Source organism: Mycolicibacillus koreensis, from assembly GCF_002104795.1.
Taxonomy (GTDB): Bacteria; Actinomycetota; Actinomycetes; order Mycobacteriales; family Mycobacteriaceae; genus Mycobacterium; species Mycobacterium koreense.
Map to the genome: position 1 here is coordinate 114396 of NZ_NCXO01000004.1, position 13942 is coordinate 128337.

At 68.7% G+C, this 13942-nt stretch carries 12 protein-coding genes and 1 pseudogene; 1 reads left to right on the forward strand and 12 read right to left on the reverse strand.

What is annotated here, in order from left to right; all coding sequences use genetic code 11:
- Positions 1-6 precede the first annotated feature (6 nt).
- From B8W67_RS03195 to B8W67_RS03215, 5 genes are all read right to left on the reverse strand, one after another.
- Positions 7-1323: a M16 family metallopeptidase gene (locus B8W67_RS03195; protein ID WP_372507418.1), complete on the reverse strand. Its 1317-nt coding sequence runs from the start codon at positions 1321-1323 to the stop codon at positions 7-9.
- Positions 1301-3550 (reverse strand): polyribonucleotide nucleotidyltransferase, encoded by a 2250-nt coding sequence (locus B8W67_RS03200; protein WP_085302238.1) that lies wholly within the window; start codon positions 3548-3550, stop codon positions 1301-1303. The genes B8W67_RS03195 and B8W67_RS03200 overlap by 23 nt, the downstream gene beginning before the upstream one ends.
- 304 nt (positions 3551-3854) lie before the next feature.
- Positions 3855-4325 (reverse strand): LppU family putative lipoprotein, encoded by a 471-nt coding sequence (lppU, locus tag B8W67_RS03205; RefSeq protein WP_275080211.1) that lies wholly within the window; start codon positions 4323-4325, stop codon positions 3855-3857.
- A gap of 53 nt (positions 4326-4378) precedes the next feature.
- The gene (rpsO, locus tag B8W67_RS03210; protein ID WP_085302270.1) at positions 4379-4648 is read right to left on the reverse strand and encodes a 30S ribosomal protein S15; all 270 of its coding nucleotides are present in this window, start codon (positions 4646-4648) and stop codon (positions 4379-4381) included.
- Between the two features lie 114 nt (positions 4649-4762).
- Positions 4763-5737 (reverse strand): bifunctional riboflavin kinase/FAD synthetase, encoded by a 975-nt coding sequence (locus B8W67_RS03215; protein ID WP_085302242.1) that lies wholly within the window; start codon positions 5735-5737, stop codon positions 4763-4765.
- Between the two features lie 85 nt (positions 5738-5822).
- On the opposite strand from B8W67_RS03215, the gene mntR reads away from it, so the two are divergent.
- Complete coding sequence (mntR, locus tag B8W67_RS03220) at positions 5823-6539, forward strand: manganese-binding transcriptional regulator MntR (protein ID WP_109561698.1); 717 nt, start codon at positions 5823-5825, stop codon at positions 6537-6539.
- 28 nt (positions 6540-6567) lie between these two features.
- Here the strand turns inward: mntR and B8W67_RS03225 are convergent, their stop codons facing one another.
- The 7 genes and pseudogenes from B8W67_RS03225 to B8W67_RS03255 form a co-directional block, all read right to left on the reverse strand.
- Entirely contained in the window at positions 6568-6987 is a 420-nt protein-coding gene (locus tag B8W67_RS03225) for a CBS domain-containing protein (protein WP_069392622.1), read from the reverse strand.
- 46 nt (positions 6988-7033) lie between these two features.
- Positions 7034-7924 carry a metal-dependent hydrolase gene (locus B8W67_RS03230; RefSeq protein ID WP_085302246.1) on the reverse strand — a complete coding sequence of 297 codons (891 nt, stop codon included), beginning with the start codon at positions 7922-7924 and terminating at the stop codon, positions 7034-7036.
- A 149-nt stretch (positions 7925-8073) separates the two neighbouring features.
- Entirely contained in the window at positions 8074-9114 is a 1041-nt protein-coding gene (locus tag B8W67_RS03235; RefSeq protein ID WP_163797135.1) for an AraC family transcriptional regulator, read from the reverse strand.
- 248 nt (positions 9115-9362) lie between these two features.
- Positions 9363-10799: pseudogene (locus tag B8W67_RS03240) on the reverse strand (flavin-containing monooxygenase); the annotation flags it as partial.
- Entirely contained in the window at positions 10796-11644 is an 849-nt protein-coding gene (locus tag B8W67_RS03245; protein ID WP_085302251.1) for a short-chain dehydrogenase/reductase, read from the reverse strand. The pseudogene B8W67_RS03240 and the gene B8W67_RS03245, both read right to left, overlap by 4 nt.
- Positions 11641-12957 (reverse strand): cytochrome P450, encoded by a 1317-nt coding sequence (locus B8W67_RS03250; protein ID WP_234793924.1) that lies wholly within the window; start codon positions 12955-12957, stop codon positions 11641-11643. The genes B8W67_RS03245 and B8W67_RS03250 overlap by 4 nt, the downstream gene beginning before the upstream one ends.
- A 65-nt stretch (positions 12958-13022) precedes the next feature.
- On the reverse strand, positions 13023-13847 hold the full coding sequence (locus B8W67_RS03255; protein WP_234806646.1) for an SDR family oxidoreductase: 825 nt from the start codon (positions 13845-13847) through the stop codon (positions 13023-13025).
- Between the last annotated feature and the right edge of the window lie 95 nt (positions 13848-13942).

Consider the following 13942-nt stretch of genomic DNA (forward strand, 5'->3'; position numbering starts at 1 on the left):
CTGGTCTCAGCCGGCCAGCCGTCGCAACGGCGCCGGCAGCGAACGCCGCGAGCGGTGCGGGCCGAGCACCGCCACCGCGTAGCGCTGCCCCAGCAGTTGCCGGGCCACGGCGTTGACCTCGCCGACGGTGACGCGGTCGAGCCGGCGCAGGGCCGCACCCAGTGGGCGGTGCCGCCCGTAGTTGAGTTCGTGGCGGCCCAGCCGGTGCATGCGCGACCCGGAATCCTCCAGGCCCAGCACCAGCCCGCCGCGCAACGATCCTTTCGCAGTGGCGCATTCGGCTTCGGTGAGGCCCTCGGTGACGACCTGTTCGAGGACCTCGGCGATGACCGCGCCGACCGGGCCGAACCGTTGCGGCTGGCATGCCGCGTACACCATCAACGCGGAGCTGTCGGCGAAGGTCTCCACCGAGGAGTACACCGAGTAGGCCAGTCCGCGGTCTTCCCGAACCTGTTGGAACAGCCGCGAACTCAATCCGCCGCCAAGAGCGGTGTTGAGCACCGACAACGCCCAGCGATGGGGCCAATGTCGCCCCGGAGCCCGCACCCCCAACGACAGGTGGGTCTGTTCGCCGTCACGATGCGACACCACCACCGAGGGCCGTGCCGGCACCCGACCGGTGCCTTTGCGCGGGGCGACTGGACGGCGCCCGCGGGTCAGCCGCGCACCGAAGTGCTGACGCACCAACGCCACCACCTCGGCGTGCTCGACGTTGCCGGCTACCGCCACCACCATCCGTTCCGGGGTGTAGCGGCGGCGGTGGAACGAGTGCAGCTGGGCACGGGTCATCGCCGACACCGAGGCGGCCGTGCCGATGACCGGCCGTCCGATCGGGTGATCGCCGTACAGGGCGCCGGCGAACAGGTCCCCCAGCACGTCCTCGGGGTCGTCGTCGCGCATCGCGATCTCCTCGAGCACCACGTCACGTTCGAGTTCGACGTCGGCACTGGCGCAGCAGCCGTTGAGCACCACGTCGGCGACCACCTCCATCGCCAGCGCCAGGTCGGTGTCGAGCACGTGGGCGTGATAGCAGGTGTGCTCCTTGCCGGTGAACGCGTTGAGGTCCCCGCCCACCGCGTCCATCGTCACGGCGATGTCGGCGGCGGTGCGGGTGGGAGTCGCCTTGAACAGCAGGTGTTCCAGGAAATGCGCGGCACCGGCCACGGTGGTTCCCTCGTCGCGGGAACCCACCCCGACCCAGACCCCGACCGAGGCCGACCGCACTCCGGGCAGGTGCTCGGTGACCACCCGCAGCCCGTTCAGGGTGCTGCGGCGAATGCCGCGGCTCGCCTCGGCGCTGTCAGCTGTCGGCAGCGGTCGCATCGGCGGGCGCGGCATCGGCAGCGTCCTCGGCGACCAACACCAACGAGATCTTGCCGCGGTTGTCGATGTCGGCGATCTCCACCCGCAGTTTGTCGCCGACGCTGACCACGTCCTCGACCTTGGCGATGCGCTTGCCCCGGCCCAGCTTCGAGATGTGCACCAGGCCGTCGCGGCCGGGCAGCAGCGACACGAACGCCCCGAAGTCGGTGGTCTTGACCACGGTGCCCAGGAACCGCTCCCCGATCTTGGGCAGCTGCGGGTTGGCGATCGCGTTGATCTTGTCGATCGCGGCCTGCGCGGACGGCCCGTCGGTGGCGCCGACGAACACGGTGCCGTCGTCCTCGATCGAGATCTGGGCGCCGGTCTCCTCGGTGATCGAGTTGATGATCTTGCCCTTGGGCCCGATCACCTCACCGATCTTGTCCACCGGAACCTTGATCGTGGTCACCCGCGGCGCGTACGGGCTCATCTCGTCGGGCTCGTCGATCGCCTCGGCCATCACGTCCAGGATCGTCAGCCGCGCGTCCTTGGCCTGGCTCAACGCCCCGGCCAGCACCTGCGAGGGGATCCCGTCGAGCTTGGTGTCCAGTTGCAGGGCGGTGACGAAGTCCTTGGTGCCGGCGACCTTGAAGTCCATGTCGCCGAACGCATCCTCGGCTCCGAGGATGTCGGTCAGCGCGACGAAGCGGCGCTCGGTCTTGCCGTCGATCTCCACATCGTCGGAGACCAGCCCCATGGCGATGCCGGCGACCGGGGCCTTCAGCGGCACACCGGCGTTGAGCAGCGACAGCGTGGAGGCACAGACCGAGCCCATGGAGGTCGATCCGTTGGAGCTCAACGCCTCCGACACCTGCCGGATCGCGTAGGGGAACTCCTCGACGCTGGGCAGCACCGGAACCAGGGCCCGCTCGGCGAGCGCGCCGTGACCGATCTCGCGACGCTTGGGCGAGCCGACCCGGCCGGTCTCCCCGGTCGAGTACGGCGGGAAGTTGTAGTGGTGCATGTAGCGCTTGGAGGTCTCCGGACCCAGCGAGTCGATCTGCTGGGCCATCTTGACCATATCGAGGGTGGTCACGCCCAGGATCTGGGTCTCACCGCGCTCGAACAGCGCGCTGCCGTGCGCGCGCGGCACGACCGCCACCTCGGCGGAGAGCGCGCGGATGTCGGTGACGCCACGGCCGTCGATACGGAAGTGGTCGGTCAGGATGCGCTGGCGCACCAGTTTTTTGGTCAGCGAGCGGAACGCCGCGCTGACTTCCTTCTCCCGGCCCTCGTAGGTCTCGGCGAGTCGTTCGGCGACCTCGGCTTTGATCTCGTCGGTCCGGTCGTTGCGCTCGGTCTTGCCGGCGATGCTCAACGCCTTGGCCAACTCGTCGGTCGCCAGCGAGGCCACCGAGTAGTAGACGTCCTCCCCGTAAGGGGGGAACAGCGGGAATTCGCCGGTGGGTTTGGCTGCCGCATCGGCCAGTTCCCTCTGGGCGGTGCACAGCGTGGCGATGAACGGCTTGGCCGCCTCGAGCCCCTCGGCCACCACCGCCTCGGTGGGTGCCTGCGCGCCGGCCTCGACGAGTGCGATGACGTTGTCGGTGGCTTCCGCCTCGACCATCATGATCGCCACGTCGGAGCCCTCCGCGGTGTCGACCTTGCGCCCGGCCACCACCATGTCGAACACCGCGCGGCCCAGCTGCTCCACGGTGGGGAACGCCACCCAGGTGCCGTCGATGAGGGCCACCCGCACCGCACCGACCGGGCCGGAGAACGGCAGGCCGGCCAGCTGGGTGGAGGCCGAGGCGGCGTTGATCGCCACCACGTCGTAGAGGTCGTTGGGGTCCAGGCTCATCACGGTCACCACGACCTGGACCTCGTTGCGCAGCCCCTCGACGAACGAGGGACGCAGCGGGCGGTCGGTGAGACGACAGGTCAGCACCGCGTCGGTCGACGGACGGCCCTCGCGGCGGAAGAACGACCCCGGGATGCGCCCGGCGGCATACATCCGCTCCTCGACGTCCACGGTCAGCGGGAAGAAGTCGAAGTGGTCCTTCGGGGTCTTGCCGGCACTGGTCGCCGAGAGCAGCATGGTCTCGTCGTCGAGGTAGGCGGCGACGGCGCCGGCGGCCTGCTGGGCCAGCCGACCGGTCTCGAAACGGATGGTGCGGGTGCCGAAGCTCCCGTTGTCGATGGTGGCGGTGGATTCGAAGACGCCGGGATCGATTTCAGCGACAGACATAGGTGTCCGTACAGCCTCTCTGGGGTTTATTCAGGTGGTTTCGCGCCGTCACCGGGGACCGCGTTGGGTCAGCGGACGGTTGCCATCGGAATGCGGCCACGGCCGTCGATCGAAGCGGCCGAGTTGCCCCGCGCTGGGGAGCCCGGCAGCCACTACCGAAGACCGCCCGTAGACAGGTGTGCAGCCGTCGTGGTGACACGCCGGAACGGTGTGCGCAGGCTGCGCGAACCGCACCGATCGTCCTGCGCCGCGCGGCGCAGGACGCCCTCACTCTACACGCCACGCCGGCGCGGCAGGGTCCCGGTCAGCCGAGGTTCTCCACGCAGACGGTGAAACCGCGCTCACTGTAGGTGTAGCCCAGGCCACTGGCGCATTGATCGGCGGCGAACGGCCCGTTCGCCGCGCTCAGGATCTGCGTGGCCCGTTGCCGTGGGCGCACCGAGGTGTCGGCGCAGTCCACCCGGACCGGGTCGCGGTCGTGCCGGGGATCGACGCTCATGCAGCCACCGAGCATCCAGTCGATGTCGAGGCACAGGGTGCTCGCCGAGCGGTTGAGCGAGTCCCGCATCGAATAGGTGGAGTCGACGTCAACCGGGCATTCGTCCGCGCTGGTGACACTGGAGACCACTTTGAAATTTGCTGTGGCACTGCCGCATTCGGCTTTCTCCACTCGCGGCTGGTCGTCGGTGCCGCCCATCTCCAGGCAGTCGCCGACCTGCAATTCTGCGGCGTTGCCCGTCGGGGCGCAGCCGATCGTCACACCCACCGACGTCAGTAACGCGACCAGCCCGAGCGTCGGGCGCCGCCGCGGTGAACGAGTGCGCCGGGTCAGCGACGCAGACCCAGCCGTTCGATCAGCGAGCGGTACCGCGCCACATCGACGTCGGCGATGTATTTGAGCAGACGGCGACGCCGCCCGACCAAAAGCAGCAGGCCACGGCGCGAGTGGTGATCGTGCTTGTGGGTCTTCAGGTGCTCGGTGAGCCCCATGATCCGATTGGTCAACAGGGCCACCTGCGCCTCCGGCGAGCCGGTGTCGGTCTCGTGCAGCCCGTAGTTGCTGAGGATCTCTTTTTTCTGCTCGGCGGTCAGCGCCACGACAATTTCTCCATCGGTCGGTTCGCGATCAGTCAACACGGGCGCGGCCACCGCGAACCGCAGCACACGCCGTCGGGCAGCTTAACAGGGCCCCGCGGTCCGGACCGAATCCGCTCAGTCGGCGACCAGGATGTCGCGGACCCGCGCGGTGTCGGCCTCCATGGCGGCCACCAGCGCCTCCACCGAGTCGAATCGTTCCTGTCCGCGCAGGTGATCGACGAAGTCGACGGCGACATGCTCTCCGTAGAGGTCGGCGGAGGCGTCGAGAACGTAGGCCTCGACGGTGCGGTTTCGCCCGGAGAACGTCGGGTTGGTGCCGACCGACACCGCGGCCCGGTACCGCTCGCCGGGGACGACCGTGCCGGTTAGCGGGCCGGGGCCCAGCACGGTGAACCAGGCCGCATAGACCCCGTCAGCCGGTATCGCCGCGTGCATCGGCGGGGCGACGTTAGCGGTGGGGAATCCCAGCGTCGCTCCCCGACCGTCTCCCCGCACGACCACACCCTCGACCCGGTGCGGCCGGCCCAGCGCCTCGGCCGCGGCGACCATGTCGCCGGCATCGACACACGACCGGATGTAGGTCGAGGAATAGGTGAGCGTCTCGCTGCGGTGGTGTTCGGCGAGCAGCGAGACCGCTTCGACCGCGAAACCCAGTTGCGCCCCGCCCTGGCGCAGGGCGGCCACGTCCCCGGCGGCCTTGCGTCCGAAGGTGAAGTTCTCCCCGACGACCACCTCCACCACATGCAGGCGTTCGACCAGCAGTTCATGGATGTAGCGCTCCGGGGTCAGCCTCATGAAGTCGTGGGTGAACGGCATCACCAGAAACACGTCGATGCCGGCCTGCTCGACCAACTCGGCCCGCCGGGTCAAGGTGGTCAGCTGGGCGGGATGGCTCCCCGGGTAGACCACCGACATAGGATGCGGATCGAAGGTCATCAACACCGTCGGGATCCCGCGTTCACGACCGGATTTCACCGCGTGGGCGATCAACTCGGCGTGGCCGCGGTGCACCCCGTCGAACACCCCGATCGTCAGAACGCAGCGCCCCCAGTCGGTGGGGATCTCGTCCTGTCCGCGCCATCGCTGCACGGATGTCAGCCTACGATGTGCGCGGCGGCGCGCGGGACACCGCCGTTGACTTCGCTGCGCGGCGGCGTTGCCTAGACTCGTAGCCGTGGCCGCCAGCGACAAACTCGGGGACGGCAGCCCCGGAGATCACGCCGATGACCTGACGTCGGTCGCCCAGGACTATCTGAAGGTCATCTGGACCGCACAGGAATGGTCGGCGGAGAGGGTCAGCACCAAGATGCTCGCCGAACGTCTCGGGGTCTCGGCGAGTACCGCCTCGGAGTCGATCCGCAAACTGGCCGATCAGGGGCTGGTGGACCACGAGAAGTACCGCGCGGTGACGTTGACGCCGACGGGGGCGCGTGCGGCGGTGGCGATGGTGCGCCGCCACCGCCTGCTGGAGACCTACCTGGTCAACGAACTCGGCTACAGCTGGGACGAGGTGCACGACGAGGCCGAGGTTCTCGAGCACGCCGTCTCCGACCGGCTGATCGCCCGCATCGACGCCAAGCTGGGGTATCCGGACCGTGACCCGCACGGCGACCCGATCCCGGCCGCCGACGGGCAGGTGCCCTCCGCGCCGGCCCGCCCGCTGTGGGACTGCACCGACGGTGAGACCGGGACGGTGGCCCGCATCTCCGACGCCGACCCGGACATGTTGCGCTACTTCGCCGAGGTCGGCATCAGCTTGGATTCGCGGCTACGGGTTTTGGCGCGCCGCGAGTTCGCCGGAATGACCTCGGTGGCCATCGACGCGGCCGACGGCGGGCACACCACGGTGGATCTGGGCAGCCCCGCCGCGCAAGCCATCTGGGTCAGCTGAGTCTTACCGCCCCGGGTCCTACCGCCGGTCAGGGCAGCGGATTGGATTTCGCGTCGGCGCCGTACACCCCGAGAAGATCGCGCGCCGAGACGATCCCGATGAGCACGCCGCTGCGCTCCACCAAGATGTGACGGATGTAGTGGTTCATCATCCGCACCGCGGCTTCGTCGATGGTGGTCTCGGCGTCACACCAGATCAGGTTGGTGCTGGCCACCTCCGCAGCCGGCACCGTGGCCGGATCCCGGCCGTCGGCGATCACCGCGACAACGTCGCGCTCGCTGACCAGAGCGGTGGGCCGCTCCTCGACGCCGACCACCACCGCACCGACCTCGCCGTGCACGATCGCCTGGGCGACGTCGGCGACGGTGGCCGTGGCGGCGACCCGCACCACCGGGTCGCCGGTGACCGTCGCGATGGCGATCGCCCCGGCGTTGGGTATGTCTGTCATGGCCCCATCGTCGCATCAGCATCGGCGCGTCAGCGAGCGGGCGGGGTCATTTCCGGTGGGTGCGCAGCTGGCCTTCGTCGCCGAACAGCTCCTTTTGCCACCGCCTCATCAGCGCGGTGGTGTCGATCTGGTCGGGATGGAAGCCGGGGTTCGTGAACGGTTTCATGTCCGAATAGAAGCCCTTCCACATCGGGTTGCGCAGCATCTGCACGGTCTCGGTGAGGATCCGCACCGGTTGGCGGCGGCCCGCACGGTCGGTCGTGGCGATCGACAACCAGGTGAACGCCACCAGGATCGGTATCCCGAAGTTGGCGGCGAACGTCATCCAGCGCAGCCGGGTCTTCTCCGGAACCCCGATCGCGCGGTAGACGTCGAACGCGACCGACTTGTGTTCGAGCTCCTCCAGCGCATGCCAGTTCAGCAGGTTCTTGATCTCCGGGTCGTACATCATCGCCTGGATCTGGGGGCTTTTGAGGATGTTCTCCGCCCACACCGCGGTGAAATGCTCGGCGGCCACGGTGAACCCGAGGAAGAAGCGGCGCAGCTTGACCATCCGATGCGGGCTGGGGAACTGCTTGTCGAGAAACTTCTCCATCCGCTCGGTGCTCTCCAGCAGGTATTCGAAATAGGCGGTGGGATAGCCCATCGCGGCGAGCTGCTCGTTGAGTTCGCGGTGCTGACGGCCGTGGGTCTTCTCCTGACCGATGAAGCCGGCCACCCGTTTGGCCAACTCCGGGTCGGTCAGGAGGTCCTTGTAGCGGCTCACCGACCGGATGAAGATCTCTTCACCGGGAGGAAAGATCGCCGACAGCAACGCGATCATGTGGCTGAACACCATGCTGCCGTCGGCGAAGTACCTGTTCGTCGGCGGTTGGGCGTCGAACCCGAAGTTCATCCGCCGCACCGTCGGATAATCGGTCTTGTCCACCGCAACCATCGTCGTGTCCTTTCCCGCGCCTGATGCCATGCGGATCCCCGGGCTCCACCGGGATCCTCACAGCCGACGGTAGGGGTACCGCGGAGCCGGCGGAATGAGCGAAACGGACACAGATTTGATGTATTCGGACCCACGGCGGCGCCGCGCGGTCACACCCCGCGGCCGCGGTGGTGGCTGGGTCGGCTGCCGGTCCACCGGATGAATGCCCGGGTGAATGCGGCGGTTTCGGAGTAGCCGAGCTGGCGCGCGGTCTCCTCGACCGTCAGTCCGGACTCCAGCAGGGCCACCGCGAGCGCCACCCGCACCTCATCGACGAGGCCGCGGTAACTGGTTCCCTCCGCGGCCAGCCGCCGGTGCAGGGTGCGTTCGGTCATCGCCATCTCGTCGGCGATGACCGCCATCGTGGGCAGACGGCCGGGCTCGCGAATGAGACGGCCGCGCACACCGGCGGCCAGACCGCGGCGCTGCCGCCGCGACTGCAGCAGCTCCTCGCACTGCTGCACACAGGTCTGCGCGGTCGCCGCGTCGGCGGCCGGCATCGGGGCGGCCAACACCGCCGGTGGGATGGTGATCGCCGCCCGAGTAGACGACGAGTCGATCTCGACGGTGAGCCGTTCGAACTCCAGCCGGTCCTCGGGCAGTGCGATTCCGGGCAACTCCACCCGAATCGGCACCTCGGATGCCATCTGTCCGACCAACATCGGCGCCATGTTCACCAGAGCGACCAGGTCCCGCTCGATCATGAACGCGCGCACGTCGGCGGGCATGGCACGGTCATCGAACTCCAGCACCAGTCCAGCGGGCGTGTCGCAGCGGCGCAATCGCAGAAACGTCGACGCCAACGCCGCGTACCGGCAGGCCACCGTGACCGCGTCGGCGATGGTCGGGCTTGCCAGCAGCGCGTAGCCGAGGATGCCGGTGTTGACGAAGTTGTACTGCGATCCCACATCGCGGGCGAATTGGCCGGGGTCGGCGATGCGGGCGAGCACGTTACGCACGATCGTCAGCTCCTGGGCGGCCTGCACCTCGGTGCCGGGGTCGGCGAGCTCACCGATCGTCAGCCCGGTGCCCGCCAGGCAGACGTCGACGCCGATGCCCTGCGCCTCCGCCGCGTGCAGCAGATGCTGGCAGGTCGTCACCGGCCGGGGGATGTCCCAGTCCGGGTTCGCCTGGTCGTTACCGCCAGCCATGTGTCCGAACATATCAAATCGCGGGCCGTGCGGGTCATTCCGACGTCGCTCGCCCACCGCGTAGCGACACCACCGTGACGCGCGGCGTCGGTGCCCCTATCGGCTCACCGCGGCTCCGCACGCCGTTCGTGCGACGTGCCCTGCGTGCCGACGTCGGCCGCGACGGCATCGCCGGCACCGGCGGCATCGGGGCACCGGGGACGCTCGCCCACGGCGTCCGGGCCGCTCTGCTGGGTGCGACTCATCGCGTAGTCGACGGGATCCGGTGGCGCGGCCAGCATCCGTTGATAGACGTGCGGGGTCCACGGCCACAGTTCCGGAGTGCCGTCGACACCCAGATACCAACTGGTGCAACCGGATGCCCAGACTGTATCCGGCATGGCGGCTCGCATCGCCGCGTTGTGGCGCTGAGTCGCCGTCATCGTCGGTGCGACGGTGTCGAATTCGCCGTCGCACCAGCGTTGGATCCAACGCAGGATGTGTGCGCCCTGCGACTCGGCTATCGCGGTCAGCGGATAGTTGCCCACCGGGCTGTGCGGGCCGATCAGCATGAAGAAGTTCGGGAAGCCCGGCAACCCGACACCGAGATGGGCCTGCGGACCGTTCGCCCACAATTGCTCCACACTCACCCCGTGGACGCCGACCAGTCTCATCGGCCGCATGAAGGCGTGCGCGTCGAACCCGGTGGCCAGCACCAGGGCGTCCAGGTCGTGGTGAGCGCCGTCGGCGGTGACGATGCCGCGCGGTTCGACGTGGTCGATGTCGGTGTCGACCAGGGTCACGTTCGGTCGTTGCATCGCCCGGTAGAACCCGCCCGAGATGACCAACCGCCGACACATCGGTTGATAGTCCGGGGTGAGCCGACGGCGTAGATCGCGATCCCGCACGGTGCGCAGGTTGGCCCGCGCGATGGCGCTCAGCGCGGTGCGCCGCCAACCCGGTTTGACCAGGGCCCCGGCGAAGATTTCGAACGCCCGGTCATAGCCGCGGTAGGTCAGTCGGTCCAGCACGGGAATCCGGCGGCGCAGCGGAGCCGACCAGCGCCGGTATCCCGGATTCGGCAACGGCATAACCCACTGGGCGCTGCGCTGGTACAACTGCACCTGCGCGGCCGTCTCCGACAGCGCGACCACGATCTGTGCGCCGGTGGATCCGGTGCCGACGATTCCGACCCGTTTGCCGGTCAGGTCGGCGTCGTGGTCCCAGCGCGCCGAATGCATGACCGGTCCGGCGAATTCGGCGAGCCCGGGGATGTCGGGCATCCGCGGCTCCCGCAGCACACCGGTGGCCGCGATCAGGAAGTCGTGGGTGATCGACTCCCCCGCATCGGTGATCAGCCGCCAGCCCCGTTGGTCGAATCGGGCCTCGACGATCTCCACACCGAACCGGATCACCTGGTTCAGGCCGTATTCGGCGGTGACCCAGCGGAAGTAGTCGAAGATCTCCGGTCCGGGCGAGAACAGCCGGCTCCACTGCGGGTTGGTGGCAAAAGTGAACTGGTACAGCCGCGACGGCACGTCGCAGGCCAGCCCGGGATAGGTGTTGTCGCGCCAGGTGCCGCCGATCTCGGTGGCCTTCTCGTAGACGGTGATGTCGGTGATGCCGGCCTGCCGCAGCAGAATCGCCTGGCACAGCCCCGACATGCCGGCGCCGATGATGCCCACCGAGGGCTGGCGTGGAGTCATGTCCGGTCCCCCACCCGGTCGGCGTTGCCCACGGTGCGCCGGATGCCCGGCCAGACCGCCAGCAACCGGTCGGCGGAACTCAGCGGGGTGCGCAGGCTCACCAACGGCCCCACCCAGCGGGGCGCGTACACCCGCCGTGACCGGCGGGCCACGCCGGCGGCGATCGCGGTGGCCGCCGCGGCGACCGGGATGGGTTTGCCGACCACGGCGGGCACCGCGGACATCACCGCACCCAGCCCGGAGTCGGCGAGCAGATCCGCCGCCAGGCCGGTGTCGACCAGACCGAAGTAGGCGATCCCGACCCCGACGCCGGTACCACCGAGTTCCACCCGCAGCGAGCGAACCAGGGATTCCACACCGCTCTTGGCAGCCATATAGCCGCTGACCGTCGGCCCGGGCAGTACGGCCGCCACCGAGGCCACCGCCAGGAGATAGCCGCGGCGGGCCCGCAGGTGCGGCAGCGCGGCATGAGCGGTGTGGAAGACGCCGGTCAGGTTGACGTCGATGACGTTGCGCCACCGCTCGGGGTCGACGGCCGCGACCGTGGCGCCCGGCCCGGCGATACCGGCGTTGGCCACCACCGCGTCCAGACCACCGAAGTGCTCGACAGAGCTTGCGCAGGCGGTGATCATCGATTCCGCGGAGGTGACGTCGGCGTTGAATGCGGCTGCCGCGCTGCCGAGCTCGCCCGCCAAGTGGGCGGCGGCAGCGACATCGCGGTCCAGAATGGCCACCCGAGCGCCGCGCGCAACCAGATCCCGGGCAACCTGCGCGCCGATACCGCGGGCCCCTCCGGTGACCATCACGGTCTTGCCGGCGATCCGGGCCGCTTGCGTTCGCCTCATGCCGCCCTCCGGGCCCGCATCGGCAGCGACGCCGGGCCTTGGAGCGACGGGGTGGTTCCCCACCGCACCGGTCCAGCCAACTCCAGGGTCTCCACCTCGTCGAGCAGCTGATCGATGGCGGTGATCACCTCCAGGCGGGCCAGATGCGCACCGAGACAGAAGTGGATCCCGTGACCGAACGCCACATGCCCGCTGGTCTTTCGGTGGATGTCGAAACGATCGGGATCGGGGAACCTCTGCGGGTCGCGGTTGGCCGAGGAGTAGAACAGCACCACCCGCGAACCCCGCGGGATCACCACGTCCCCGATCGGGGCGTCGCCGGTGGCGGTGCGGGCCACCCACTGCACCGGCGAACCCCACCGGGCGGTCTCCTCCACCGCCGCCGGCAACAAGCTGCGATCCGTGCGCAGTTCGGCAAGGAGCTGCGGATCCTCGGCCAGGCGCATCAGCAGCATCCCCATCAGGTTGGTGGTGGTCTCGTTGCCCGCAACCAGGATCAGCACCGCGTAGAAGAACGCTTCGGCATCGGAGATCTCACCCGCATCGACGGCGCCGGCAAGCCGGTCCAGCACGGTGAGGCCGGCCCGGTGGCGGCGGGTCCGGATTTCGTCGGCGACGAAGGCGCGGTATCCCAGATACGCGGGCAGCCCGGAGCGCACAAGCCCCAGGATCTCCCGGACGGACCGCGGTGCGAAGATCTCAGCGAACTCGTCGGAGACCGCACGGAACTGGGACCATTGGCCGCGTGGTATCCCCAGCAGGTGGGCGATGACGTTGACTGGTAAGGGAATGGTCAACGCCGGCACCATGTCCACGACATCACCGCGACACAGCCGACCGACCCCCTCGACGGCCAGGGCCCGGATCTCCTCGGTCAACGCGGCGACCGACTTCTTGCTGAACATCGCTTGGGTGACCTTGCGCAACCGGTCGTGATCCGGCGGGTCGGTGACGAGCATGGCCGACGCCGGAGTGGAGCGCAGCATGATCCCCGAGGCCGACGAGAACGTCGCGTTATCGCGGGCGGCGGCGTGCACGTCGGCGTAACGGCCCAGCATCCACACGTCCAGTGCCTCGTTGACGACGACCCGCTCATGGCGGATGCGGACGAAATCTGGATGAGGATTGGCGATGCTGGCCGGTTCGGTGGGATCGAAATCGGTTCGGGCGACGAACTTCGGCGCCCGCCGGACCCGCGGCCGACGCAGATCGCGATAGGTGCCGGTCACCAATGAGCCGCCCAGTTCGGTGACCGTTCGACCGGCGACTGCAGCCACCGTGCGGGGCGTGGGACGCAGCATGTCGATGGCCATGACGATGACGTTAGGGTCGCGATCGCGGTAACGGAATACCCGATACAGACAGTGATTTGATATTTTCAGACAGCACCTTCCCGTTCGTCTCCACCCCGCCCACTCACCTCCGCCCCGGTGGCGCGCCGATGGTAGGCGTCACGAGCCGTTTGGTCGACGGCGAGATATGCCTGATCGGTTCTCGTGACCCGGAACACCCACCGGCGCAACCTTTCCGGCAATACCTTTGCGGTCGCCAAAGTCCCGCTCAGGCGACGCGGCACGTAGTTCAGAGCCCGATGGTTCTGCGCAGTGGCCACGACGGCTGCAGCGATGTCCTCGGGCTCCACCGAACCGAACCGCTCGATCACGCCGGGAAGATCGATCCCCGCCGACAGCTCGGTGTGCACGATGCCCGGAAGGATCGCGCACACCGCCACCTGGTGCTCCTTCAGTTCCTCCCGCAGCGCCAAGGTCAACCCGACCACCCCGAATTTGGTGGCGCAGTAGGTTGCCACGCCGGGAAACCCGGCCACCCCCGCCATCGATGCGACGTTGATGATCGTGCCCGATCCTTGGCGGATGAACCGTTGAGCGGCCAATTTGCAGCCGGTGACCACCCCGCGCAGGTTGATGTCGATCATCGCATCGGCGGTTGCCGGCGTTTCCTCCAGGAATGCACCGGTGAGCATCACCCCGGCGTTGTTGACCACGATGTCCAGCGGACCGAGCCGGCGTTCGGTGTCATCGAGGAACGCGGCGAACGCCTGGGGCGAGGTGACATCCAGCGGCAACGCGATCAACTGCCCCTCCCCGGCGATCGACGCGGCGGCGCTGGTGGCCCGCCCGGCGTCGAGGTCACCGATCGCGACTTTGGCCCCGGCCGCGACGAACGCCTTCGCGGTGGCCAACCCGATACCGCGCGCCCCCGCCGGTGATGGCGACCACCCGTCCGGTCAATGATGTGTGTGTCATCGCACTCCTTGTCAACGGGGCAGGAACGGGC

Bases quoted from the DNA above. Each gene is read 5' to 3' on its own strand.
- B8W67_RS03195 (WP_372507418.1), bottom strand. From the start codon at position 1,323: ATGCGACCGCTGCCGACAGCTGACAGCGCCGAGGCGAGCCGCGGCATT.
- B8W67_RS03200 (WP_085302238.1), bottom strand. From the start codon at position 3,550: ATGTCTGTCGCTGAAATCGATCCCGGCGTCTTCGAATCCACCGCCACC.
- B8W67_RS03225 (WP_069392622.1), bottom strand. From the start codon at position 6,987: ATGACAGACATACCCAACGCCGGGGCGATCGCCATCGCGACGGTCACC.
- B8W67_RS03230 (WP_085302246.1), bottom strand. From the start codon at position 7,924: ATGGTTGCGGTGGACAAGACCGATTATCCGACGGTGCGGCGGATGAAC.
- B8W67_RS03235 (WP_163797135.1), bottom strand. From the start codon at position 9,114: ATGGCTGGCGGTAACGACCAGGCGAACCCGGACTGGGACATCCCCCGG.
- B8W67_RS03245 (WP_085302251.1), bottom strand. From the start codon at position 11,644: ATGAGGCGAACGCAAGCGGCCCGGATCGCCGGCAAGACCGTGATGGTC.
- B8W67_RS03250 (WP_234793924.1), bottom strand. From the start codon at position 12,957: ATGGCCATCGACATGCTGCGTCCCACGCCCCGCACGGTGGCTGCAGTC.